The organism is Pseudomonas sp. HTZ2 (genome assembly GCF_033173945.1).
GTDB lineage: Bacteria > Pseudomonadota > Gammaproteobacteria > Pseudomonadales > Pseudomonadaceae > Aquipseudomonas > Aquipseudomonas guariconensis.
Genome location: NZ_CP137332.1, coordinates 4,558,850 through 4,584,425, shown reverse-complemented (window position 1 = coordinate 4,584,425; position 25,576 = coordinate 4,558,850). Strand labels below are relative to the sequence as shown.

At 63.2% G+C, this 25,576-nt stretch carries 18 protein-coding genes; 8 read left to right on the top strand and 10 right to left on the bottom strand.

Annotated features, from left to right (window positions below):
• Window positions 1–6: 6 nt before the first annotated feature.
• The 3 genes from R6G97_RS21115 to R6G97_RS21105 all read right to left on the bottom strand — a co-directional run bounded on the left by R6G97_RS21115 (window position 7) and on the right by R6G97_RS21105 (window position 5,086).
• The gene (locus tag R6G97_RS21115; RefSeq protein ID WP_043214847.1) at window positions 7–1,359 is read right to left on the bottom strand and encodes an HlyD family type I secretion periplasmic adaptor subunit; all 1,353 of its coding nucleotides are present in this window, start codon (window positions 1,357–1,359) and stop codon (window positions 7–9) included.
• Window positions 1,360–1,501: 142 nt separating this feature from the next.
• Window positions 1,502–3,637: a type I secretion system permease/ATPase gene (locus R6G97_RS21110; protein ID WP_182943353.1), complete on the bottom strand. Its 2,136-nt coding sequence runs from the start codon at window positions 3,635–3,637 to the stop codon at window positions 1,502–1,504.
• Window positions 3,638–3,712: 75 nt separating this feature from the next.
• A complete protein-coding gene (locus R6G97_RS21105) occupies window positions 3,713–5,086 on the bottom strand; it encodes a TolC family outer membrane protein (RefSeq protein WP_090345527.1) in 1,374 nt (457 codons plus the stop codon).
• A 516-nt stretch (window positions 5,087–5,602) separates the two neighbouring features.
• Here R6G97_RS21105 and R6G97_RS21100 point away from each other — a divergent pair.
• Together R6G97_RS21100 and R6G97_RS21095 are read left to right on the top strand one after the other, a co-directional pair.
• Window positions 5,603–12,058, top strand: a complete 6,456-nt coding sequence (locus tag R6G97_RS21100) for a retention module-containing protein (RefSeq protein ID WP_317847458.1) — start codon at window positions 5,603–5,605, stop codon at window positions 12,056–12,058.
• Between the two features lie 159 nt (window positions 12,059–12,217).
• A complete protein-coding gene (locus tag R6G97_RS21095; RefSeq protein ID WP_052352502.1) occupies window positions 12,218–12,559 on the top strand; it encodes a cupin domain-containing protein in 342 nt (113 codons plus the stop codon).
• 3 nt (window positions 12,560–12,562) lie between these two features.
• Here R6G97_RS21095 and R6G97_RS21090 read toward each other — a convergent pair whose 3' ends face one another.
• Together R6G97_RS21090 and R6G97_RS21085 are read right to left on the bottom strand one after the other, a co-directional pair.
• A complete protein-coding gene (locus tag R6G97_RS21090; RefSeq protein ID WP_043214361.1) occupies window positions 12,563–12,928 on the bottom strand; it encodes a YbaN family protein in 366 nt (121 codons plus the stop codon).
• A gap of 7 nt (window positions 12,929–12,935) precedes the next feature.
• On the bottom strand, window positions 12,936–13,523 hold the full coding sequence (locus tag R6G97_RS21085) for a YecA/YgfB family protein (RefSeq protein WP_043214359.1): 588 nt from the start codon (window positions 13,521–13,523) through the stop codon (window positions 12,936–12,938).
• A gap of 256 nt (window positions 13,524–13,779) precedes the next feature.
• Between R6G97_RS21085 and recQ the strand changes: the two genes are divergently transcribed.
• Both recQ and R6G97_RS21075 read left to right on the top strand, forming a co-directional pair.
• Window positions 13,780–15,918: a DNA helicase RecQ gene (gene recQ, locus R6G97_RS21080; RefSeq protein WP_317847457.1), complete on the top strand. Its 2,139-nt coding sequence runs from the start codon at window positions 13,780–13,782 to the stop codon at window positions 15,916–15,918.
• Window positions 15,919–16,034: 116 nt separating this feature from the next.
• Window positions 16,035–16,472 carry a MarR family transcriptional regulator gene (locus R6G97_RS21075; protein ID WP_043214353.1) on the top strand — a complete coding sequence of 146 codons (438 nt, stop codon included), beginning with the start codon at window positions 16,035–16,037 and terminating at the stop codon, window positions 16,470–16,472.
• Between the two features lie 38 nt (window positions 16,473–16,510).
• Here R6G97_RS21075 and R6G97_RS21070 read toward each other — a convergent pair whose 3' ends face one another.
• Window positions 16,511–18,697, bottom strand: coding sequence for a patatin-like phospholipase family protein (locus R6G97_RS21070; protein ID WP_090345998.1), 2,187 nt, complete (start codon window positions 18,695–18,697; stop codon window positions 16,511–16,513).
• Between the two features lie 68 nt (window positions 18,698–18,765).
• Between R6G97_RS21070 and R6G97_RS21065 the strand changes: the two genes are divergently transcribed.
• On the top strand, window positions 18,766–19,047 hold the full coding sequence (locus R6G97_RS21065; protein ID WP_043214349.1) for a SelT/SelW/SelH family protein: 282 nt from the start codon (window positions 18,766–18,768) through the stop codon (window positions 19,045–19,047).
• Here R6G97_RS21065 and R6G97_RS21060 read toward each other — a convergent pair whose 3' ends face one another.
• Together R6G97_RS21060 and R6G97_RS21055 are read right to left on the bottom strand one after the other, a co-directional pair.
• Window positions 19,048–19,938 carry a DMT family transporter gene (locus tag R6G97_RS21060; RefSeq protein WP_102081737.1) on the bottom strand — a complete coding sequence of 297 codons (891 nt, stop codon included), beginning with the start codon at window positions 19,936–19,938 and terminating at the stop codon, window positions 19,048–19,050.
• A 146-nt stretch (window positions 19,939–20,084) separates the two neighbouring features.
• On the bottom strand, window positions 20,085–20,849 hold the full coding sequence (locus R6G97_RS21055; RefSeq protein ID WP_090345996.1) for an AraC family transcriptional regulator: 765 nt from the start codon (window positions 20,847–20,849) through the stop codon (window positions 20,085–20,087).
• Between the two features lie 253 nt (window positions 20,850–21,102).
• On the opposite strand from R6G97_RS21055, the gene R6G97_RS21050 reads away from it, so the two are divergent.
• Complete coding sequence (locus R6G97_RS21050; protein WP_317847456.1) at window positions 21,103–21,915, top strand: UDP-2,3-diacylglucosamine diphosphatase; 813 nt, start codon at window positions 21,103–21,105, stop codon at window positions 21,913–21,915.
• A gap of 5 nt (window positions 21,916–21,920) precedes the next feature.
• Here the strand turns inward: R6G97_RS21050 and R6G97_RS21045 are convergent, their stop codons facing one another.
• Window positions 21,921–22,232 carry a DUF962 domain-containing protein gene (locus tag R6G97_RS21045; protein WP_043214337.1) on the bottom strand — a complete coding sequence of 104 codons (312 nt, stop codon included), beginning with the start codon at window positions 22,230–22,232 and terminating at the stop codon, window positions 21,921–21,923.
• Between the two features lie 155 nt (window positions 22,233–22,387).
• On the opposite strand from R6G97_RS21045, the gene R6G97_RS21040 reads away from it, so the two are divergent.
• Window positions 22,388–23,443 (top strand): AraC family transcriptional regulator, encoded by a 1,056-nt coding sequence (locus R6G97_RS21040; protein WP_043214335.1) that lies wholly within the window; start codon window positions 22,388–22,390, stop codon window positions 23,441–23,443.
• Here R6G97_RS21040 and R6G97_RS21035 read toward each other — a convergent pair.
• Entirely contained in the window at window positions 23,400–24,854 is a 1,455-nt protein-coding gene (locus R6G97_RS21035) for a TrkH family potassium uptake protein (RefSeq protein WP_043214333.1), read from the bottom strand. The two genes, R6G97_RS21040 and R6G97_RS21035, sit on opposite strands and share 44 nt — an antisense overlap.
• A 159-nt stretch (window positions 24,855–25,013) precedes the next feature.
• Between R6G97_RS21035 and R6G97_RS21030 the strand changes: the two genes are divergently transcribed.
• A complete protein-coding gene (locus R6G97_RS21030) occupies window positions 25,014–25,571 on the top strand; it encodes a nitroreductase family protein (protein ID WP_043214331.1) in 558 nt (185 codons plus the stop codon).
• The last annotated feature ends 5 nt before the right edge of the window (window positions 25,572–25,576 follow it).

Genomic DNA, 25,576 nt, shown 5'->3' with positions numbered 1-25,576 from the left:
GCCTGTTCAGCGTTCGCGCAGCGCCTCTGTCCGGGCCTTGAGCACCGGCTTCAACAGGTAATCGAGCACACTCTTGCGCCCGGTGATGATGTCCACGGTTGCCACCATGCCCGGAATGATCAGCAAGGGTTTGTTGTCCCCGCCCAGGTGGTTCTTTTCGGTTCGCACCTGGATCAGGTAGAAGGCGTTGCCCTTGTCGTCGGTCACGGTATCGGCACCGATCAGCTCGAGCTTGGCCTTGAGCCCGCCATAGATGGTGTAGTCATAGGCGCTGAACTTGACCATCGCCGTCTGCCCTGGGTGCAGGAAGGCGACATCCTGCGGGCGCACCTTGGCCTCGATCAGCAGGTTGTCTTCGATCGGCACGATCTCGACCAGATCGCTGCCGGGCTGTACCACGCCGCCAATGGTATTGACCTTGAGCAGCTTGATGATCCCGCGCACTGGCGAAACCACCGTCGTCCGGTTAACCCGGTCGTCGATGGCGATGCTGGTGGCGGTGATCTTCGACAGCTCCGTACGTTTGTCGTTGAGCTCCTTGGCGGCCTCGGAGCGGAAGGTGGCGTCGGACTCCTGGATCTTGCTCTTGATCTCCGCCACGGCCGCTTCGGCCCGGGGGATCGCCAGGCTGGTGGCATTGAGCTGACCGCGTGCCTCCACGGCGCGTTGTTTCAGGCGCAGGATCTCCACCGGTGAAATCGCCCCGGTGCCCACCAGCGGGGTGGACATGTTCAGTTCCTGTTGCAGCAGGCCCAGGGCCGAGCGGTACTGGTCCACCTTGGAGCGAAATTCGGCCAGCTCCTGAGTCTTCTGTCGCAGTTGTTCGTTGAGGGTCTGCTTCTCGCTTGCCAGGCGGCGCTGGCGCGACTCATACAGGGCCGTTTCGTCTTCGGCCACCTGGGGCGCCTTGGCGCGCACTTCGTCCGAAAGGTTGAACGGGCGGCCTTCGGATTCGGCCGATAAACGCTCGACCTGGGCTGTCAGGGCATAGCGGTCGGCTTCGCTTTCGCCTTTGTTGGAGAGAAACCGCGTGTCGTCCAGGCGCAGCAGGGTGGCGCCTTTGTCGACCATCTGGCCTTCGCGCACGAAGATCTCGGTGACGATACCGCCTTCGAGGTTCTGCACCACTTGGACCTTGCTCGACGGGATGGCCTTGCCTTCGCCCACAGTGACCTCATCGACCACCGCGAAGTGGGCCCAGGCCAGCGCTGCGAGCAGCAGGGCGGCCGTCAGCCACACGGTCAGTCGCGACAGGCGAGGGGAGTCCTGCAAGGTGGCGCCGGCCAGCTCCGGCATATAGTCGCGTTCGGCGCGCTTGTCGTTGCCGTGGGGGCTGCGGATGCTCTGGCTCAGGGACATGACCTACCTCTCTTTGACCCACGCGATACTCATGGATTTGCCCGGGGCCTGTGGGCGGGCTCGTCCGCCCACGCGGCGGTAACGCACCTTGCATAAACCTGCTCCCGTCTGGCTCGCGGAATCCGCGGGCTTTGTTTGCTTCCTATACGGCAGCACCGATGCGGCCTTTTCGCAGGGCGTCGATGACCGCGTCCTTCGGCCCGTCGGCGACGACCTTGCCGTTGTCCAGCACTACCAGCCGGTCCACTAGGCTCAGCAGGGACGTGCGATGGGTGACCAACACCACGGTCTTACCCGCAACACAAGCCAGCAAGCGTTGACGCAGTTGCTCCTCGCTGCTGTTGTCCATGTGGCTGGTGGGTTCATCGAGGATCAGGATCGGCGGCTCCAGCAGCAATGCCCGCGCCAGCAACACGCACTGGCGTTGGCCGCCGGACAGCAACTGGCCACGCTCACCCACCGGGCGGTCGAAGCCTTGCGGGTGAAGGCGGGCCAGTTCGCTGACGCCGGTCAGCTCTGCCACCTCGAGCATGCGCGCGTCGCTGACATGGCGGGCACCCAAGGTGAGGTTGTCGCGCAGGCTGCCGGCCAGCAGCGGCAGGTCATGGGCGACATAGCCCATTTGCACGCGCAGGTCGGCGATGTCCAGCTGGCGCAGGTCGAGGTTGTCCAGTAGCACCTGGCCTTCTTCCGGATGATGAAAGCCCATCAGCAGGCGGGCGAGTGTGCTCTTGCCCGAGCCGCTGCGCCCGATGATGCCGATGCGCTCGCCGGGCTGCAGAGTCAGGTGCACGTCCTGCAGGGCAAGGGCGCTCTGCCCTGGGTAGCGAAAGCTCACGTGGTTGAGGGCAAGACCACCTTTGAGCGTGGTGTGTTCCAAGGCCTGGTGCTCGGCTTGGCGCTCCTGGGGCAGGGCCATGAGGGCGTCGGTGCTGCGCATGGTCAGTTGGGCTTGCTGATAGCGGGTGATCAGGCCGGCGATCTGCCCCAATGGCGCCAGGACCCGACTGCCGAGCATGTAGCTGGCCACCAATGCGCCGACGCTGAGGTTGCCGGCGATGATGCTGTAGACCCCGGCGACAATGGTGGCCATGCCACAGAACTGCTGGATGAACAGCGTGCCGTTGCTGGCCAGGGAGGACAGATTGCGGGCATGGGCATCGAGGCGGGCGATGGCGCCGTTGGTGTGTTCCCACTGGTACTGACGCTCGCTTTCGGCACCGCAGGCCTTGAGCGTCTCCAGCCCGCCGAGGGTCTCGATCAGCAGGGCCTGGCGGACCGAGCCCAGGCTCAGGCTTTTTTGTACGGTGTCGCGCAGGCGCACCTGGATGAACAGGGCAAACGCCACGGCCACGGGAAAAGCGATCAGCGGGATCAACACCAGCCAGCCGCCGAGCAGGCCGATCGCCAGCAGCATCAGCACCACGAATGGCAGGTCGATGATGCTGGTGAGCGTGACGGCGGTGAGGAATTCGCGCAGCCCCTGGAAGTCATGAATGCTCTGGGCGAAGCCGCCGATGGTGGCGGGCCGGGCCTTCATGGACATGCCGGTGATGCGTTCGAAGAGGGTGGCCGAGAGAATCAGGTCGGTCTTCTTGCCGGCCTGGTCCAGCAGATGGGCGCGCACCATGCGCAGCACCAGTTCGAAAGCCGTGCCAATGAACAGGCCGACGACCAGTACCCAGAGGGTCGACAGCGCCTGGTTGGGCACCACCCGGTCGTAGGTCTGCATGACGAACAAGGGCACCATCAGCCCCAGCAGGTTGATCAGCAGACTGGCCAAGAGGGCATCGCCATACAGCCAGCGCGAATGTTTGAGGGTATCGCGAAACCAGGCGTCAACCCGCGGGATCAGGGGCGTGCGCAGGTTCTCCAAGGTGTGTCGAGGGCGGGCGAACAACGCCTGACCGGCATAGGCCTGTTCCAGCGATTCGCGTTCGACCCATTGTTCGCCACCTTCGGCTTCACAGGGCAGGATCAATGCCCGGCCATCATTGCCCCAGCGCTGCAGCACGGCGCTACGCCCGTTCTTGAGCATCAACAAAACCGGCAGGTTGAGTTCCGAGATGTTGGCCAGAGTGCGTTCCAGTACCCGTGCCTGAAGCCCTGCGCGGGCAGCGGCGCGGGGCAGCAGTTCAAGGGGCAGGCGCTGGTCGGCCAAGGGTAGGCCACTGCACAAACCGGCACGGCTGGCGGGGCAGCCGTGCAGCTTGCACAGAATCAGCAGGCCATCGAGCAAAGGATCATCAACATCCAGGCGCGGTTGCGCGCTTTGCATACTGGTCACGATGGTCTACTCCTGCCGCGGTGGAAACCAATCCTTTCTGGATGAACAGCCAGCAGTACGCACGAACTACCGCATGTCGGGCAACCGGGCTTCGTTACGCACTTCGGTCTTGGCGATGGCCTCAGGCGGCAGCGAAATACGTTGCTTGCTCAGAAGCTCGCCCATGTTCGCCAGCACGCGATACATGGAGAACTCCTCGGTATAGCGCACTTCGGTGTAACGACGATTGGCGTTGTAGAGCTCGTTTTCGCTGTCGAGCAGGTCGAGCAGGGTGCGCTGGCCAAGGCCGAACTGGTCTTGGTAGGCGGCGCGCACCCGTTGGGTGGTTTCGGCGTATTCGCGGGCGGTCGGGGTCTGCTTGCGCGCATTGTTCATGGCGTTCCAGGCGAGGCTCAGGTTCTCGTTGAGCTCGCGCAGGGCATTGTTGCGGATGTCCATGGCCTGGTTGATCTTGTGCGCGTCCGACTGCAGGCGCGCCTTGTCGCTGCCGCCGCGGAACAGGTTGTAGTTGAGCTCGACACCGGCCTGCCAATCGTTGTTGTCATGGCCGCGCTGGCCGGCGATGTTGTTGTTGGCGCCGGTGGCCAGCACGGCGTCCAGGCGTGGGTAGAAGGGCGACTTGGCCACTTCGTACTGTTGCTCGGCGGCATTCACGTCGGCCTGGGCCGACTTGAGGTAGGGGTTGTTCTCCAACATGCCCTGGCGTGCCTGCTCCAGGGTGGTGGGCACCTCGCCCTTGATGGTGACCGGCGTTTCGAGCTCATCGGGCATGCGTCCGACCACGCTGTAGAAGTTGGCCTCGGCGTCGGCCAAGTCGACTTCGGCGGTGTCCAGGTTGTTTTCGGCCAAGGCCCGGCGGGCACGGGACTGGTCCAGGTCGGCATTACTGCCCACGCCGCGTTCGCTGCGAAGCCCGATCTGGTCGTTGACCCGCAGGTGGGCTTGCAGGTTGTTCTTGGCCAGGGTCACCAGTTCGCGACGCTTAAGCACCTCCAGGTACACCTCGATCGCACGCAATGCCACTGTTTCGGCCGTCGCCTGGGTGAAGTAGGCACGGGAGTTGGCCACTGCCTCGGTACGGCCCACCTCGTTGGCGGTATTGAATCCATCGAAGAGCATCTGCCGCAGACGCAGTTCCGACTGGGTGTAGCTGAGGGTTTCCTTGTTGTGGTTGCGCGAACCATCAGGGTTGAAGCCACGGGTATTGGTGTTGTCGGAGCGTTGGCGACCATAGCCTGCAATAAGGTCGACACTGGGGTAGTAGCCCCCACGCGCGAACTTCACATCTTCATCAGCCGACAAACGGCTGTTACGGCTGGCGCTGATTTCGGGATGTTGGTCCACCGCGTTCTGGACAGCCTCGGTGATCGACATCGCCTGAGAGTTGGCGCATGCCATGGCCAACAGAATTGCACTGGTGATGGGGGTTAGAACGCGCATGGAGTACATCTCCCTGGTCTCGAAAAAGTCCTGCAATCGCCAAAAAAATGACGAAAAATAAGAGTCAAACCGTTTCAGGTTTGTAACAACAGAGCTAAGAACATTTACCAGGCGAACTAAGAAGATTTCCTCATAAGATTTATGCGAAAAAAAACTTATGCGCTCTAAGAAATACCGGACATTGTTCTACTCAGGTCGTCCGTTGAATAAGCGCACACGCTTTGTTTTTCGGGCCTCTGAGAAAAGTTCCCGTTTTTCTTGCAGCAGAGGGCAGGGATCTAACGAGGGGAGGGAGGCAGGACGTTATTTGGCGACATTTTATTGACATCTGTCATTTTGCCATCGCGTTTTGCCAGGTTCATCGTCGACTATCATCCATAAGCCTTGATCCCCCGTGAAATCGGGGCCTGGCGCAGTTATCGACGCATCGCTGCGTGCATGGTCAACGCCGCGAATTCCTCCTTCCTCCAAAAGCCTCGCGTTGCGGGAATCACTCGGCAATGGAGGCATTGGTTCATGGCTAAATCACTTGGTGTGGTCAGCAAGGTTGTCGGGCAAGTCTTCGCGGTCGGTCAGGACGGCACCCGTCGGGTCTTGATCGAAGGTGACCGGCTGTATGCCGGAGAACAACTCGAGACCGGCGCCGCGGGGGCTGTAGCCGTGCACCTGGATAACGGTGGCGAGCTCACCCTGGGGCGCGACAGCAGCCTTGAGCTGCGGCCGGAGCTGTTGGCCCACCCCGCGGAGCATGTGCAGGGCCCTGAAGCGATAGCGCCCAGTGAGGCTGACTTGAGTGATGTCGAGCGCTTGCAACAGGCAATTGCCGCAGGTGCTGACCCGAGCCAGGAGGCCGAGGCCACGGCGGCAGGCCCCAGCAGCACCGGCGCGCCCGGTGCGGTGGGCGGTGGCCATAGCTTCGTATTGCTGACCGAGGTGGCCGGGCGCGTCGACCCGGTGATTGGTTTCCCCACCGCAGGGTTCAATGGCATCCCTGAGTTCACGATTCCCGATGCCGGGGATACGCGCTTCGATGATGATCGCCGACCGGTAACCGATGGCCCAGACGATCCCGATAATCCGGTCACCCTGCACGGACTGGACGTCGCCGGAGGCGAGCTGACCCTGCAAGAGGCCCATCTGCCGCACGGTTCTGCCAGTAACCCTGGTGCCTTGACCCAGGGCGGCAGCTTCACTGTGTCGGCGCCCGATGGCGTGTTCAACCTCAATGTCGGTGGTATCAATGTCGTCACCGGAGGCGTGGTAACGGGTGTCGGCCAGTCGCTGACCACCGCCTTGGGCAATGTCCTGACCATCACCGGCTATGACCCGGTCACCGGTACGGTCAGCTACAGCTACACCCTGGCGACCGCCGGAGGCGCACAGGCAGTCAGCGAGCAGCTCTCGGTGCATGTCAGCGACACCAATGGAAGTGTGGCCAGTGGCACCCTGGACGTTCGCATCGTCGACGACGCGCCCAAAGCCCTGGACGACAGCAACCCCACGGTGGCGACCGAGCAGCAGACCACCTTGACCGGCAATGTGCTGAGCAACGATGTGCAGGGGGCCGACCGTGTGCCATCCGGGCCGATCACCGCCGGTACCTATGTCGGCACCTATGGCACCTTGGTGCTGGCGGCGGACGGGTCCTACACCTACACGCTGAACACCAACGACCCGGACTTCATCAACCTGCACGGTGGCGGCTCGGGCGTGGAGCACTTCACCTACACCTTGACCGACGCGGACGGGGACAGTAGCACGGCGACGCTGGTGCTCAATGTCACCAACCTCAACGACTCGGTTACCCTCGATGGGCTGGCTGTAAAAGGGGGCGAGCTCACCGTTCACGAGAAGCACCTGGGCGACGGCAGTGCCCCCGATGCCTCGGCATTGACGCAAAGCGGGACCTTTACCGTCACAGCAGCCGATGGCCTGCAAACGCTGGTCGTTGGGGGAATCACCCTGGTCAATGGCGGGGTGGTGGCGGGCTTCCCGCAATCGATCACCACACCGCTGGGCAATACCCTGACCGTGACCGGCTACAACCCGGCCACCGGCGTCGTCAGCTACAGCTACACCCTGACCGACAATGAGGCGCACCCGAACGTCGATGGCGCCAACAGTGTGAGCGAAAGCTTTACCGTCGTTGCGACCGACAGCGATGGCAGTAGTGCTAGCGGTAGCATCGACGTGAACATTGTCGACGATGTGCCTCAAGCCAATCCCGATACCAAATCCATCGTGCACGAAGGCGGGGTGGTCACCGGCAACGTATTGCACAACGATGTGGTTGGGGCCGATGGTGCTCCTGAGGGCAAGGCCGTGGTCGGCGTAAGGGCTGGCAGCGATACCTCGACACCTGTTCATGGCGATGTCGGCACCCAGATCATGGGCACCTATGGCTACCTGATCCTCAATGCTGACGGCAGCGCCACCTACCACGCCAACCCCAACAGTGTGGCGGGTGCCGGTGCGACCGACACCTTCGTCTACACCATCCGCGACGCCGACGGCGACGAGAGCACCACCACCGTCACTATCAAGGTGCTGGACAGCGGACTGTCGGTCAGTGGGGCGGACCGTGATGTGACGGTTTACGAAAAAGCCCTGGACCTGAACCAGGACGGCAAGGACCTGGCGGCTGGCAACGTCACCGGCAGCGACCCAACCTCCACGGGTGAGACCGGGACAGGCACCCTGGTCGGCGCGGTGCAAGGCGGGGTCGGTGCATTGACCTACACCTTGGTGGGCAATGCCGTCGGGCAATACGGTCAGATCCATCTGAACGGAGACGGCACCTACACCTACACCCTGACCTCGGCGCCGAAGACCCCAGGTGGCGTCAACGATGGCCCGAACACCCTGACCGAGACCTTCACCTATCAAGCGAAGGATCAACTGGGCAACACCATCACCAGCCAGATCGTCATCAACATCGTCGACGACGTGCCCGAGGCCAATCCGGATTCGGCACCCGTCCATGAGGGCGGTGTCGTCTCCGGCAACGTGTTCTACAACGATGACATAGGGGCGGACAAAGTGGCCGATGGCAACGTCGTGGTCGGTGTGCGCGCCGGCAGCGACACCTCGACCTCCGCACATGGCGATGTCGGCACTCAGGTCATGGGTAACTACGGCTACCTGGTCATTAACGCCAACGGCTGGGCGACTTACCACGCCAACCCCAACAGTGTGGCGGGTGCCGGTGCGACCGACACCTTCGTCTACACCATCCGCGACGCCGACGGCGACGAGAGCACCACCACCGTCACTATCAAGGTGCTGGATAGTGGACTGTCGGTCAGTGGGGCGGACCGTGATGTGACGGTTTACGAAAAAGCCCTGGACCTGAACCAGGACGGCAAGGACCTGGCGGCTGGCAACGTCACCGGCAGCGACCCAACCTCCACGGGTGAAACCGGGACAGGCACCCTGGTCGGCGCGGTGCAAGGCGGGCTCGGTGCGTTGACCTACACCTTGGTGGGCAATGCCGTCGGGCAATACGGTCAGATCCATCTCAACGGAGACGGCACCTACACCTATACCCTGACCTCAGCGCCGAAGACCCCAGGTGGCGCCAACGATGGCTCGAACACCCTGACCGAGACCTTCACCTATCAAGCGAAGGATCAACTGGGCAACACCATCACCAGCCAGATCGTCATCAACATCGTCGACGACGTGCCCAAGGCCAACGCCGACTCGGCCAACCTACGCGTGGGCGACACGGTGAGTGGTGATGTGCTTTACAACGATGTCCTGGGTGCGGACAAGGTCATCGATGGCAACGTCGTGGTCGGTGTGCGCGCCGGCAGCGACACCTCGACTTCCGCACATGGCGATGTCGGCACTCAGGTCATGGGTAACTACGGCTACCTGGTCATCAACGCCAACGGCTGGGCGACTTACCACGCCAACCCCAACAGTGTGGCGGGTGCCGGTGCCACCGACACCTTCGTCTACACAATCCGCGACGCCGATGGCGACGAGAGCACCACGACCGTCACTCTCAATGTGCAGGGCAATCCGCTTTCGGTGATCGGCCCAGACCGCGATGTAACGGTTTACGAAAAAGCCCTGGACCTGAACCAGGACGGCAAGGACCTGGCGGCTGGCAACGTCACCGGCAGCGACCCAACCTCCACGGGTGAAACCGGGACAGGCACCCTGGTCGGCGCGGTGCAAGGCGGGCTCGGTGCGTTGACCTACACCTTGGTGGGCAATGCCGTCGGGCAATACGGTCAGATCCATCTCAACGGAGACGGCACCTACACCTACACCCTGACCTCAGCGCCGAAGACCCCAGGTGGCGCCAACGATGGCTCGAACACCCTGACCGAGACCTTCACCTATCAAGCGAAGGATCAACTGGGCAACACCATCACCAGCCAGATCGTCATCAACATCGTCGACGACGTGCCCAAGGCCAACGCCGACTCGGCCACCGTACGCGTGGGCGACACGGTGAGTGGTGATGTGCTTTACAACGATGTCCTGGGTGCGGACAAGGTCATCGATGGCAACGTCGTGGTCGGTGTGCGCGCCGGCAGCGACACCTCGACTTCCGCACATGGCGATGTCGGCACTCAGGTCATGGGTAACTACGGCTACCTGGTCATCAACGCCAACGGCTGGGCGACTTACCACGCCAACCCCAACAGCGTGCCGGGTGCCGGTGCCACCGACACCTTCGTCTACACCATCCGCGACGCCGATGGCGACGAGAGCACCACGACCGTCACTCTCAATGTGCAGGGCAATCCGCTTTCGGTGATCGGCCCAGACCGCGATGTAACGGTTTATGAAAAAGCCCTGGACCTGAATCAGGATGGCAAGGACCTGGCGGCCGGGACTGTCACTGGCAGCGATTCAACCTCCACGGGTGAGACCGGGACAGGCACCCTGATCGGTGCGGTGCAAGGCGGGGTCGGTGCGTTGACCTACACCTTGGTGGGCAATGCCGTCGGGCAATACGGTCAGATTCATCTGAACGGAGACGGCACCTACACCTACACCCTCACCTCGGCGCCGAGGACCCCAGGTGGCGTCAACGATGGTCCGAATTCCACGACCGAGACCTTCACCTACCAGGCGAAGGATCAGCAGGGCAATACCATCACCAGCCAGATCGTCATCAACATCGTCGACGACGTGCCCCAGGCCATCGCCGATGCGAAGTCGATCGTGCATGAAGGCGGGGTGGTCACCGGCAATGTGCTGTACAACGATGACCTGGGCGCGGACAAGGTGACCAATGGCAACGTCGTGGTTGGCGTGCGCGCTGGCAGCGACACTTCGACCGCCGCCCATGGTGAGGTTGGCACACAGATCATGGGCAACTATGGCTACCTGATCCTCAAGGCCGACGGCAGCGCCAGCTACCACGCCAACCCCAACAGCGTGGGCAGCGATGGCGCGACCGACACCTTCGTCTACACCATCCGCGACGCCGACGGCGATGAAAGCACCACCACCGTCAGCATCAAGGTACAGGACAGCCAGCCCTGGATCGGTGAACCGCAGGTGACGAACGCGCCTCCTGTGGCTGGGGCCGACCATCTCATCACCAATATCGCCGGCACTGGGATGACGGTGCCGGCCGAGGCCCTGCTGGCCAATGACAACGACCCTGATCACGACAAGCTCTCGGTGTCCTCGACCTACTTCGACACTCGGTTTTCCCCCAACGGCGCAGGTTTTGGCGTGGGAAGCGACACGCCTGTGGCCGACTTCACTGGTACCGGCAGCAACTTGTCCAACCGGGTGCGTGACCTTGCGCGCAGCGAGTTCCGTGGGCCGGCCGACAGCATGGCGGCCGCGCTGATCGTGAGCGGCTTCCTGGCCTCGCCCAACGGCAACTTCGCCAACGCCCAGGATGTTTTGACGGTCACGCTCAAGAAAGGTGAGACCCTGAACCTGCACCATGACGTGTCGGCAAGTCAGGTCGCCATGGCATGGAAGGACGAAAGCGGTAGCTACCAGGCCATCGACAATGACAAAGGTTTCACTGCCAGCCACGACGGAACGTACTCCATCCACATGATCAACTTGTCCAGCGGCAATGGCAGCCACGGCAATGTGAACTACCTACTGACGATGTCGATCGATTACAGCAATGCCGAGCAGGATGCCTACAACGGCACTTACACGGTGAGCGATGGCCACGGCGGCAGCGCGACGGGCAATGCCGACATCACCTACCAGGGCGGCAGTGTGCTCACCGGCACTGCCGACAACGACACCCTGGTTGCCGGCGCGGGGAACGATACCCTGCACGGTGCTGCTGGCAACGATGTGCTGGTCGGTGGCGGTGGTGATGACAAGCTCTACGGCGGGGAAGGCAATGACCTGCTGATCGGCGGCCCGGGCAATGATCTGCTCGATGGCGGTGCAGGTACCGATACCGCCAGCTACGCCTCGGCCCCCGGCGCGGTGACGGTCAACCTGAACCTCACGGGGGCGCAGGATACCGGGGGCGCTGGTATCGACACCCTCAATGGCATCGATAACTTGATCGGCTCCGACTACAACGACCTCCTGATCGGCAATAGCGGCAACAACGTCCTCATCGGCGGGCTGGGCAATGACCGGCTCACCGGAGGGGGCGGTAACGATACGTTTGTGTGGCAGAAGGGGGATGTGGGGCACGACACCGTCACTGACTTCATCCCCGGCAGTGATCGCCTCGACCTGTCGCAGCTGCTTCAGGGAGAGCATGCCACGTCCGCCTCGCTGGACGACTACCTGCACTTCAAGGTCACCGGTACCGGAACCAATGTGGTCTCGACCATCGAAGTCAGCAGTGTGGCGGGCGCGGCGCCCACCCAGACCATCGAGCTGGCCGGGGTCGACTTGGCTCAGCATTATGGTGTCACGGCCGGCGCGGGTGGGGTGATCGCCTCGGGGCAGGACACTGCAACTATCATCAATGGGATGCTCAATGACCACTCATTGAAAGTGGATACTGTCTGAATGTTACGGGCGGCGTGAGACCCGCGCCTGCAGGCGCGGGCTCGCCTCTCGATCCAGGCACAAATGCGACGCCAGGGCATACGCCCTGGTCGTACCTGCAGCACCGGGCCTGCGTCAGCTCCCTAGACTGTGATCGAGCCCACCTCGGAATCAGTCCACATGTCCCTACGCGAATCCCATACCCCCAGCCAGGTCCAGTGGCAGCCCATGCTCTTGGGCGGTCAGCGCCTGGAAGGCGTCAGCTGGAAAATCCTGGCCGATACCGGCCCCTGGCAGGCCTACTGGATGAAAATGGCGCCCGGCAGCCGCTCAGTGCCGCACCGGCACGCAGCCACCGAGTTGCTGCAGGTGCTGGAGGGCGAAGTCATGGATGTCGATGGTCAGGTGTTTCGCGCGGGCGACAGCTTGGTCTACGCCGCAGGCTCCGAGCATTGGTTGCGTTCGCCCAGGGGGTGTCTGTTGCTGGTGGTGGAGTCCGAACCGTCGTCGCTCAGCGATTGAGCGTCAACCGGGGCGGCGCAGGGTCTTTTGCTTGAGAATGTACAGGCTGACCAACACGGCGCTGGTGAGCATGAAGGCCCGTGCCCAGAACAGGGGCACCAGGTAGCAGGAAAGGCCGATGCTCGCCCACATGAGGCCGATGGCGTAGACCTTGCCTTTGAGCGGGATGCCTTCGCCACTGAGGTAATCGCGGATCCACGGACCCAGTTTGGGGTGGTTGATCAACCAGTGGTGAAAGCGTGGCGAGCTGCGCGCGAAGCACGCCGCAGCCAGCAGCAGGAAAGGGGTGGTAGGCAGCACCGGCAGGAAGATCCCCACCACCCCCAGCGCAACGCTGAGCCAGCCGATGGCCAGCAACAGGTAGCGCATGGCCACCTTAGTGGTGGCGCGGCTTGAGCAGGGCAGGTTTCTCGTCAGGGGCGTGCAGCAGCAGGAACAGCGCGGTGAGCGCCTCGGGGATCTGCACGATCATGTCATCCTGCAGGCTGGCATTGCGGGCGATGTCCTCGAACTCCGGTTGCTCGTCGAACAGGCCCGAACCGACCATGATCGGCAGCAGCATTTCGCTGACTTCTTCCTCGGCGTTCTCGAACCAGGCTTCCTCGCGCAGGAAGACGCCTTCCATGAAACCGATGCACCAGCCGCGCAGGTCGGAGTCGTCCGGCTCGTCGGTCAGGTCCAGGTCGCATGGCAGCTCGAACTCGTCGTCGCTGGCCAGTTGGCGGCCGATGTGGGCCTTGAGGGCCACCAGGGTCGCCTCGATCTCGGTGCGCTGGGCATCGCTCGCGTAGTGGGGCTCTTCAGCGAACAGGGCGTCGATCCATTCGCGCTCGGGAACTTCCTCGGAGCAGATCGACAGTGCGGTCAGGTAGCCATGGGCGGCGACGTAGTCCAGCGCTTCTTCGTGCAGCTCGTCGGCGTCGAGGAAGGCTTGCAGGCGGGTCAGTTGCTCGGCGAAGGACATTACAGGGCTACCTTGGGGAATAAACGATAACGAATTCTAGCACCTTGCGGCGGCTGGGGGCCAAGGGAACGTCTGTCGTGGGGAAGCAGTCAAGGCATCCTGCGCGAGCGGGCACTGGGGTATACTTCGCGATTTTTCACCCAGGGTGCCGTTTCCCCGGCATTCCGGCAAAAGCCGCTTACGCATTGGCAAGTGTGTCCGGCGGATTTTTCGTCCAGCCTGTGTCCAGGATGGTACGGCGATTTTGGAGTTTCCAATGCTCGAACAGGCTCAGCGCGTCCTCAAGGACATCTTCGGCTACGACAGTTTCCGGGGGCGCCAGGCAGCGATCATCGAATGCGTGGCCAGTGGCGGCGATGCCCTGGTGCTGATGCCCACCGGCGGCGGCAAGTCCTTGTGTTTCCAAGTGCCGGCCTTGCTGCGTCCGGGCCTTGCTGTCGTGGTTTCACCGCTGATCGCGCTCATGGACGACCAGGTCGCCACCCTCGACGAACTGGGGGTGGCGGCCGCTGCGCTGAATTCGACCTTGAGTGCCGAGCAGCAACGCGAGCTGGCCGGGCGCCTGCGTCGTGGCGAGGTGAAGATGCTGTATCTGGCCCCCGAGCGCCTGGTGCAGCCACGCATGCTGGAGTTTCTGCGGACCCTGGATATCGCGCTGTTTGCCATCGATGAAGCTCACTGTGTCTCGCAGTGGGGCCATGATTTTCGCCCGGAATACCTGCAACTGGGCCAACTGGCCGAGCTGTTCCCCCAGGTACCCCGGATCGCCCTGACTGCAACGGCCGACATGCGTACCCGCGAGGAGATTGTCCAGCGCCTGCATCTGCAGGGCGCAGAGCGATTCCTGTCGAGTTTCGACCGGCCCAACATCTTCTACCGCATCGTGCCCAAGGAAGCGCCGCGCAAGCAGCTGATGGCATTTCTCGCAGAGCGCCGTGGCAATGCCGGCATCGTCTATTGCCTGTCGCGCAAGAAAGTCGACGAGACAGCCGCCTTCCTCTGCGAGCAGGGCTTCCCAGCCCTGCCTTATCACGCCGGCCTGGCCGCCGAGACCCGTGCGGCCAACCAGCATCGCTTCCTCAACGAGGAAGGCTTGATCATGGTCGCCACCATTGCCTTCGGCATGGGCATCGACAAGCCTAACGTACGCTTCGTCGCCCACCTCGATCTGCCCAAATCGATGGAAGCCTATTATCAGGAAACCGGCCGTGCCGGCCGTGATGGCCTGCCGTCTGACGCCTGGATGGCCTACGGCCTTCAGGACATGGTGATGCTCAAGCAGATGCTGCAGAACTCCGAAGGCGACGAGCGCCACAAGCGCATCGAGCAGCACAAGCTCGACGCCATGCTGGCGCTGTGTGAAGAAACCCGCTGTCGCCGCCAGACACTGCTGGCGTACTTCGACGAAGTGCTCGAACAGCCCTGCGGTCATTGCGACAATTGCGTAGACCAGGTCCAGACCTGGGATGCCACCGAGCCTGCGCGCCAGGCCCTGTCGGCGGTATACCGCACTGGTCAGCGCTACGGGGTGGGCCATCTGGTCGATGTGCTGGTGGGCAAGGATACCGAGAAGGTGCGTAGTTTCGGTCATGAAAAGCTGTCGGTGTTCGGCGTCGGCAAGGCCCTGAGCGAACACGAATGGCGTTCGCTGTTCCGCCAGCTGGTGGCACGTGCCTTGGTGGACATCGACCTGGAAGGCTACGGTGGGCTGCGTCTGACGGACAATTGCCGGCCCTTGTTGCGCGGCGAAGTCACCTTGCAGTTGCGCCGCGACCTCAAACCACAGGTCGTGGCCAAATCCTCCGGTGGCGGCAGCCCTGCCAGCCAGCTGGTGCGTGCCGAGGAGCGCGAGCTCTGGGAGGCGCTGCGAGCCCTGCGGCGCAAGCTGGCCGAGGAGCACAGCGTGCCGCCTTATGTCATCTTCCCCGACTCGACCCTGCTGGAGATGCTGCGCAGCCAACCTACCAGCCTCAGCGACATGGCCCAGGTCAGTGGCGTCGGTGCGCGCAAGCTGGAGCGTTACGGCGAAGCGTTCCTCGAGGTACTCAATGGCGGTACGGGGGATCAGGCGCCGAAGGTGGTGCTCGACCTTCGCCACGAGCTGGTCAGCCTGGCCCGTGCCGGCATGACGCCGGCGCAGATCGCCGGCCAGCTCAATTGCAGTGAGAAGAATGTCTACAGCCTGCTGGCCGAGGCCCTTGGTCGCCAGGAGTTGAGCCTTGAGCAGGCTCTGGATCTGCCCGAAGACCTGCTGATGGAAGTGCAGGATGCCTTCCTTGACGGCGAAGGCGAACTGCCTCCGGTATCGGCAGTGTCACCATTGTTCGGCCAGCGCGTACCTGAAGGCGTGCTGCATTGTGTGCGTGCGGCATTGGCCGCGGAGTTCGAGCTGTGACTGACCCTCGTCACGCTTTTTGACGATTATCGGACATTCCCGCGCGCTGCAGCCTTGCCTGTTGGCGTCGGGCATGATTAGCTGGCTAATAATTAGTTCTGTTCATAGAGTCGCTTATGCCCCTGACCGATAACCAACACCGCTTCGGCATGCAGCTGGCCCAGATGTCCCGTGGCTGGCGCGCCGAACTGGACCGCCGCCTTGCCGGGCTCAACCTGTCCCAGGCACGCTGGTTGGTGCTGTTGCACCTGGCCCGCTTCGAAGAGTCCCCGACCCAGCGCGAGCTGGCCCAGAGCGTCGGGGTCGAGGGGCCGACGCTGGCGCGGTTGCTCGACAGCCTGGAGAGCCAAGGCCTGGTGCGCCGTCAGGCGGTGATGGAAGACCGTCGGGCGAAGAAAATCCTGCTGTGCCCACCGGCCAAGCCGCTGATCGACCAGATCGAGACCATCGCCAACGCCCTGCGTCAGGAGTTGTTCACAGGGGTCGACGAGGCTGATCTGGAAGTCTGCATGCGGGTGCATGCGAAGATTCTCGCCAACCTCGAAAAATCCTGAATCCATGCCACGTGGGGCCGCACGGCGGCTCCACTGGTTTAGAAGGTATGACCCAGGTTCAGGTACACCGCCTTCTGATGTTCATCGTTGGCTCCATAGCTGATGTTCAACGGCCCCAACGGTGTCTCCAGGCCCAGGAAGATGCTCGCTGCGTTGATGTACCCGCTGTCGAACTCGTTGTCGTTGTTCCAGGCCCGGCCACGCTCGAGCGAGCCCCCCAAGTACAATGGGAAGTCCAGCGGTAGGTAGGCGCGGGGCGTCAGGCGGCGGTAGTAGACCATGCGCATCAGGCTGATGTTCTGCCCCGACACCGAGTCCTGGCGAAAGCCCGACAACTGCCTGGCCCCACCGAACACGAAGCTTGAGGTCACCACCTGGGCGTCATCCAGGGTGCGCCCATAGCGCCCGCCCAGCACCAGGCTGTTCGGCCCGCTGCTGAAGGCCTTGTCCAGCTTGAACTCCCACTGGCGGTACTGCTCGTCCGAATCCAGCGACTTGTCGTATTGGCGCACGGCCAGCCCGATGTCTTCGCCGCTGTGGGGGAAGTACACGTTGTCAAACGTGTCGAAGGAGTACTTCAGCTCGTAGAAACCTTCGTTGAAGCTGACCGAAGGCAGGTCCTGGTCCCCGATGCGTACCTCGGCCTCGCCCCAGGCCTTGCCCACCCCCACGCGTACTTCGCCATAGGTACCGATCTGTCGACCGAGGTTGAGGCCGAAGCCGTAGCGCTCAAGGCGGTATTCGGCGATCGGGTCGTTGTCCAGGGTCGCCTCGATGTTCTGCGAGCCGAAGTCCAGATAGGGCGCGATGAAATAGCGCGAGCCCACATCCAGGGGTTGGTAGAACTCGCTGTAGAGCTCCTGCTGGTCGCCGATCTGGGCACGGGTCAGCCACTCGGCGCCTAGCCGGTTGATACCGTTGACCCGGTAGCTGGCGCCGAGGTTGAAGGCGCTGTCGCCGCGCATGTCGTCCGAAAGATTCAGGCCCAGGCGCAGGTAATCGGTGCCGCCACGCCTGCCGCGGGCATTGATCACCAGAGTGTTGTCATCGCCTTTGTGCACCACGCGGTACTGCACCCGGTCGAAGTAGTCCAAGCCGTACAGAGTGCCCATGTCTGTCTGCAGACGATCCAGCTCCAAGGGCTCGCCCAAGGGTTGGCGGATGTAGTAACGGATCACATCGTCGCTGACCTTCGAATCGTTCTCCACCCTGATCGCGGTGATGATCGGCCGGCGCTGGCGTGGCGAGCGAGCCACGGCCAGCCCGGTATCGCCCTCGGCGCGGCGCAGGCTGGCCAGGCGGTTGTCCAAGGCCCGGGCGGCGCGATAGCCGGCATCGATCATGTCTTGGGCGCGGCCGAAATCGGTCACGCCGAAGGCGGCGAGCGAGGGCTGGATGAGGACATCGTCTTGGTGCAGGCTGGCCAATTGCTCCTCGGAGTTGCGTCGGGTCATCAAGGTGATCGACTGGTTGAGCACGTCGACCACCGTGGCCAGTTGCTTGCGGTCACGCAAGGGGGTGCCGATGTCGACCACGATGGCCAGGTCCACCCCCATGTCCCGCGCCACATCGACGGGAATGTTGTCGACCATGCCACCATCCACCAACAGGCGGCCGTCGAGTTCGACCGGGGCGAACACGGCCGGGATCGACATGCTGGCGCGGATCACCTGGGGCAGGTGGCCGCGGCTGAACACCACCTTTTCGCCACTGGCGATGTCGGTGGCTACGGCGCGAAAAGGGATCGGCAGCTTGTCGAAATCACGGGTGTCGGCGGTGTGGGCCAGCTTGCTTTCCAGCAGCAGGGAGAGGTTCTGGCCCTGGATCACGCCCAGGGGCAGGCCAAGACTGCCATCGTCGCGAAAGCTGAGCTTCTGCTTGACCAGGAAATCGCGGTCGTCCTGCTTGCGCCGGAACGGTACGTCCTTGCGTGGCGGTGCATCGGACAGCGCCTGCTGCCAGTCGAGGGTGGTGGCGAGTTTCTCGAGCTCCTCGACGCTGTAGCCGGAGGCATACAGCCCGCCGATCACCGCCCCCATGCTGGTGCCGGCGATAGCGTCGATGCGTACACCTTGCTCCTCCAAAGCCTTGAGCACGCCGATATGGGCAATGCCCCGGGCCGCGCCACCTGACAACACCAGGCCGACCTTGGGCCGGGCGACTTCAGCGGCCAGGGTAGTGAAACTGGTGACTATCAGCAAAAGGCAGAACAGCAGGCGGCGCATCGTGAGTCTCAAAACCGTGGTCAAAGACCGCTAGTATAAGCGGCTCATCCCGAAGGAGACGCGTTGCCATGACGCAGCCCAAGCCTGAAATCGTCATCACTTATTGCACCCAATGCCAATGGCTGCTGCGTGCGGCCTGGCTGGCTCAGGAGTTGCTCAGCACCTTTGCCGACGACCTGGGCCGCGTGGCCCTGGAGCCGGGTACCGGTGGCGTGTTCCGCATAACCTGCGATGGCATCCAGCTCTGGGAGCGCAAGGCCGATGGTGGCTTCCCCGAGGCCAAGGTGCTCAAGCAGCGACTGCGCGACCAGATCGACCCGCAGCGCGACCTGGGCCATAACGATCGCTGATCAGGCGCTTTCGGCCAGTGAGCGCTGCCTGGGCGGTTGCTCGGCGGCCATGCGACTGGAGAGCACGATGGCGAAGATGATCAGCACACCGCCCACCAACATGCGCACGGTCGGCGTTTCGGCGAACACCACCCAGGCGACGGCGATGCCATAGACCGGCTCCATGCCGAACACCACGGCGGCGGTGCGCGCCTTGATCACTGCCAGGCTGGCGACGAACAGGCTGTGGGCGACGCCTGTGCAGAAGATGCCGAGCAGGGCGATCCACAGCCAGTCCATGGTCGCTACCTGGTTCAGGCCTGGGCCGGCGAAGGGCAGCAGGCACAGGCCGACCACCAGGTTCTGCCACAGCGCCGCCTGTACCGCCGGCAGCCGTCCGGAACCGGCGCGATTGGTCAGCGACAGCAGCGAGAACAGCAATCCCGAGAGCAACGCCCACAGCAGCCCGCCTGTCGCTTCGCTTTGCAGGTCGAAGGCAGGGGTGACCAGGACCAAGCCGATGCTTACCAGCACCACCAGCACGGCCTCGTTGCGGCGTATACGCTCGCGGAACAACACGCCTTCGAGAATCACTGTGAAGGCGGGGAAACTGGCGAAGCCGAGGGTGGCGATGGCCACGCCGCCGACCTTGACGGCAATGAAGAAACTGACCCAATGCCCGGCCAGCAGCACGCCGCCGAGCAGCAGCCGGCGCGCATCCTGGGCGCTGAGGCGTTGCCAACCGGGGCCGGCGAGGCTGGCGAACAGTGCCAGAGCGAGCACGGCGAAGGCGGCGCGTCCGAAGACGATGGTCGTGGGGCTGGCACTGGTCGCCAGCTTGCCGAAGACGCCGGTAAGGCCGAAGAAAAGGGCGCCGATGTGCAGGGCGCCAAGGGCGGTGCGGTGGTTCATGGTAGTCCTTGTGATGACAGTGGCCCAGGCGCGGTCGAGCGGGTGTATCCGGCGATGGGTCAGGCGGCCGGCGAACAACCCGCTGGCTCGATATTCCAGGGCCAGTCTACGAGGGCTGTCGCGTACTGTCTGTCGAGATCCTCGCGTCAGTTGTCGCCAGGCTCGCGGCGCAAGGCCATGGGCGAGCGGCCGAAGTCGCGCAGCATGGCGGCAGAAAACGCACTCTGGGAACTGTAACCGACCTGCGCGGCAATTTCGCCGATCGGCAGGCAGGTCTGCTGCAGCAAACGTCGCGCCTTGAGCAATCGCCGCTGGCGGATGTAGTCCATCGGCGTCATCGCGCATTCGCTGGCGAAGCGCGCATGCAGGCGGGCGCTAGACAAACCGGCCAGGCGTGCCAGGTCGGCCACCTGCAGCGGGTGGGCCGCGTGCTGCTCGATGTGCGCATCGAATGCCGCGTAGGGCAGGCGCCGCTGGACGCTCGCCGGCAGGGTGTGCGCATTGAGGCTGGCCAGCAGCAGGACTGCGCCCTGCTGGGCGATCAAGGGGTCATCCACCGGGCTGCTGGCGAGCCAGTCGACCAACTGTTGCTGCCGGCTGTCCAGGCTCAGAGGGCCTGGACGATCCAGCAGGCGGCGGCTGGCATCGGCGTGGCGGCCCAATTGCTCGTACAACCAGTGTTCATCAGGAACATCCAGCACCAGGCAGTCGCTGCCGGATGGACTGCCGCAGGTGTGATGTGCGCCGGCTGGCACCACCATCAGGCCCTGGCGCTGGACTAAAGCGCCATGGCCCTGCACCTCGAAATCCAGGCGGCCGCCCAGGCCGAACACCAGTTGTGAATGGTCGTGACTGTGGGCAATCAGGTCGTGGCGGTAGTGGCGCAGGGAGAGGATCGGGCCGGCGGTCATGGGAGCTTCCTCGCGGGGCAGGGCGCTAGGCTCTGTGCGAAATGTATCCGCACTCGCCCACACTGCGTTGAAACGGGGTTTGGAATGCTCGTATACGCTAACACGCTGCGCTTGCCCGCTCCGTTTCGTGAACACATTGCATTCGAGCCCTAGTGTACACACCGGGCTGTTGCCCGGGGAATCCGTCACGCCGCTGCCACCAACCTGTCATCCGCAACTGCCAGTCTCCAGCAAACAGCGCAGGAGCCTGCCCATGACCCATGCCGAACTCGCCCGCCCGTCGCGCAAGCAACGCGTGCGCACCTTGTGGATTTCCGATGTGCACTTAGGTACCCGCGATTGCCAGGCCGAACACTTGTCGCAGTTTCTCAAGGGGTACCAGGCCGACCGCATCTACCTGGTCGGGGACATTATCGATGGCTGGAAGCTGCGCGGTGGCATCTACTGGCCCCAGGCCCATACCAATGTCATCCGTCGGTTGCTCACCCTGAGCAAACGCGGCACCGAGGTCATCTATGTCACTGGCAACCACGACGAATTCCTGCGGCGCTACTCCAAGTTGATCCTGGGTAACATCCAATTGGTGGACGAGGCCGAACACTTGTCCGCCGATGGCCGGCGCCTGCTGGTGATCCATGGCGACCAGTTCGATGTGATTACTCGCTACCATCGCTGGCTGGCGTTCCTGGGTGATCGGGCCTATGAATTCACCTTGGTACTCAACCGTTGGCTCAACCAGTGGCGGGCCCGCTATGGCTACGGCTACTGGTCGCTGTCGGCGTACCTCAAGCACAAGGTCAAGGGGGCGGTGAACTTCATCAGTGACTTCGAAGATGCCATCGCCCACGAATGCACCCGGCGGGGCTTGCACGGCGTTGTCTGCGGTCATATCCATCACGCCGAGATTCGCCAGGTAGGAGAGGTGCAATACCTCAATTGCGGCGACTGGGTGGAGTCATGCACGGCGCTGATCGAGCACTGGGATGGGCAGATCGAACTCTATCGCCTGGCCGATGCCCAGGCCCGCGAGGCCGAGCGCTTGGCCGCGCTACGTGAGACGGCCTAGCTGCCTTAGAGGCTGATCTTGCCGCGCAGGATATCGCGGAACATGGCGAAGTCGCCCAGCAGGCTGTACAGCGGATGGCTGAAAGTGGCCGGGCGGTTCTTCTCGAAAAAGAAATGACCGATCCAGGCAAAGCCATACCCGGCAAAGGGTACGACCAGCAGTAGTTGCCAGCGCCCGCTGGCGAAGGTGTAGGCGAGCAGGGCGATGACCAGGCTGGTGCCGACGAAGTGCAGGCGGCGGCAAGTGGGGTTGCTGTGTTCGCCCAGGTAATAGGGGTAGAACTCGGCAAAACTTCGAAAATGTGCGGTAGGGGTCATGGCAGTACTCCCGTCAGGTTCGCGTTGTGAACAGATACACGGCGCGGAGCCTGAATCGAGTCTAGAGTGATTGTCGGAGCCGGCCAGTGACCAAAGGCGCCAATTGAGTATCTTTTCGATTCGCCGCATGAAGCGGTCAGCAAAAGAAGCCTGCCATGAGCGAGAGAACCACGTCAGCCAGCTGGGCATCAGGGATTGTCAAAGCGCTCGAGCTGGAAGGGCTCGATTGCCAGGCCATGTTCAAGCAGCTCGGGCTGGATTTTGCGGCCCTGGACGATCCTGACGCGCGCTTTCCCCAGGACGCCATGACCCGCCTGTGGCAGCTGGCGGTGGAGCTTTCGGGCAATGAGGCGATTGGCCTGAACATGGCCCGGGTGGTGCGTCCGGCATCGTTCCATGTAGTGGGTTATGCGCTGATGTCCAGCCGCACCCTGGCCGAGGGATTCGAACGCCTGGTGCGTTATCAGAGAATCATCGCCGAGAGCGCCGATCTGAGCTTTCGCCTGGAGCCGGAGGGTTACGCGCTGGTGCTGACCGTGCATGGCGACCACCTGCCTCCCACCCGCCATAGCGCCGAGGCGTCGCTGGCTTGCGCGTTGTCCTTGTGCACCTGGCTCAGTGGGCGTGCCATCCAGCCGCGCCGGGTGTTGATCCAGGGGCCACAGCCGAAGAACGTCGAGCCCTACAAGACGGCGTTCCATGCCCCTTTGGTGTTCGGTGCGCCCCATGATGCGCTGGTGTTCGAGCGGGCGGACATGGAGGCCCCGCTGCCGACGGCCAACGAGGCCATGGCCGTGCTGCACGACCGATTCGCTGGGGAGTACCTGGCACGCTTCTCGGAAAGCCGGGTGACCCATCGGGTGCGCCAGGTGTTGTGTCGCGTCCTGCCCCAGGGTGAGCCCAAGCGCGAAACCCTCGCCCAGGCGTTGCACCTGTCCCAGCGTACCCTGCAGCGCCGCTTGCAGGAGGAGGGCACCAGCTTCCAGACCTTGCTCGACGACACCCGCCGGGAACTCGCCGAACAGTACCTGGCCCAGCCCGGCATGACTTTGCTGGAAACCGCCTACTTGCTGGGGTTTGCCGATCCGAGCAACTTTTACCGGGCGTTCCGCCGCTGGTTCGATGTCACCCCAAGCGAGTATCGCGCCCGCCTTGAGGCAGAGTCGGTCAGTGACGCCAGAACGCCGGCATGCACAACACCAGCACCGTAATGATTTCCAGACGGCCGAGCAGCATGCCGCCTGAAAGAATCCACTTGGCCGCATCCGGCAGGGTCGCATAGTTGCCCGCAGGGCCAATCACCTCGCCCAGGCCCGGCCCGACGCCGGAGACGGTGCCCGCGGCGCCGGTCAGCGCGGTCATCCAGTCCACGCCCAGCAACGACAGCAGCAGGGCGATGACACAGATGGTGACGGCGAAGAAGAACGAGAAGGTCAGGATCGAGCGCACGATCTCTTCGTCGAGACGGTGGCCGTTGTATTTTTGCTTGATGACCGCGCGGGGGTGGATCAACTGGTTGAGGCTCGCCTTGAGCAGGATGTAGGCGACCTGGAAGCGGAAGATCTTGATGCCGCCGGCGGTGGAGCCGGAGCAGCCCCCGATGAAGCCCAGGTAGAAGAACAGCATCAGCGAGAAGTTGCCCCACAAGCTGTAGTCGCCCAGGGCGAACCCAGTGGTGGTGACCACCGACGTGACGTTCAGCGCCACATGGCGCAAGGCGTCGAGCCAGTGCAGATTGGTGGTGGCCCAGTACCAAGTGCCCAGCACCAGCCAGGTGGCCACCAGCAAACCGAGCAGGCCTTGGACCTGCTGGTCGCGGATCAAGGCCTTGCGGTTACCGCGCAAGGTGGCCACGTACAAGGTAAACGGCACGCTGCCCAGGATCATCACCACCACCGCCACCCAGTGCACGGCTGGGATGTCCCACTTGGCCAGGGACTGATCGGAGGTGGAGAACCCGCCGGTGGAAATCGCCGACATGGCATGGTTGATGGCATCGAACGGCCGCATGCCTGCCCACCAGAACGCCAGGCTGCCGAACACAGTGATGCCGACATACACCGCCACGATCGACTTGGCGACCATGTGCGAGCGCGGCATGACCTTTTCAGAGCGGTCGGAGGATTCGGTCTGGAACAGGCGCATGCCACCGATTCGCAGCAGCGGCAGGATCGCTACCGCCATGCCGATGAAGCCGATGCCGCCGAGCCAGTGCAGCATCGAGCGCCACATCAGGATGCCTGGGGACATGTTGTCGAGCCCGCTGAGCACCGTGGCGCCAGTGGCGGTGATGCCGGACATGCTTTCGAAAAAAGCGTCGGTGTAGCTGATGTGCTGGGTCAACAGGAACGGCAGGGCGGCGAACACGCACACGACCAACCAACTGCTGACCGTCAGCAGGTACATGTCGCGTGGGCGCAGGTGGACGTGCTCTGGCCGCCCCTGAACGACCAGCGCCAGGCCGGCGATGAAGGTGATCAGGCTCGACCAGAGGAACGAAGGCATGTCGCTGGTGCGTTCGAAGACCACCAGGGTCGTCATGGGCACGACCATGCTGACCGCCAGGGTGATCAGGAAGATGCCGATGATGAAACCAATGATCCTTAAGGTCGGCAACGCCATGTGATCTGCTCTGACTCGAAACGGAAAGGGCGCCATTTTAAGCGGCAGGCTGCAAGCTGCAAGCGGTAAGCGTGAGAGGACGTTTTTCTTGCGGCTTGCAGCTTGCGGCGTGCAGCTTGAGAATGGCCGCACTTTTTCAATCTGCCAGGAGGGTAGCCCATGGAGGCTCTCGACGCATTGCTCAACCGTGTTTCCGTGCCACGCCTGACCGACCCGGCGCCCAATGCCGCCCAGCGCGAAGCGCTGTTCCAGTCGGCCTTGCGCGCCCCGGACCATGGCCAGCTGCGCCCATGGCGCTTCCTGACCATCGAGGGTGCGGCTCGTGAAAAGCTCGGTGAGCTGTTCGCCGAGGCGGTACAGAAGAAGGGCGACGCCAGCCAGGCCGCGCTGGACAAGGCGCGGGCCATGCCGCTGCGTGCGCCTTTGCTGATCGTGGTGGTGGCTCGCCTGCAGGACCACTTCAAGGTGCCCAAATCCGAGCAACGCCTTGCCGCCGGTTGCGCTGCCCATGGCATTCTCATCGCCGCTCATGCCCAGGGGATCGGCGCTGTGTGGCGTACCGGCGACATGGCGTTCGATGCTCATGTGCACCAAGGCCTGGGGCTTGCCGACAACGAGGAGCTGATCGGCTACCTGTATGTCGGCACGCCCATGGCTGAGCCACGGACCGCTCCGGTGCTGGCTACCGCCGACTTCGTCAACGCCTGGGGCGAGTGATTCAC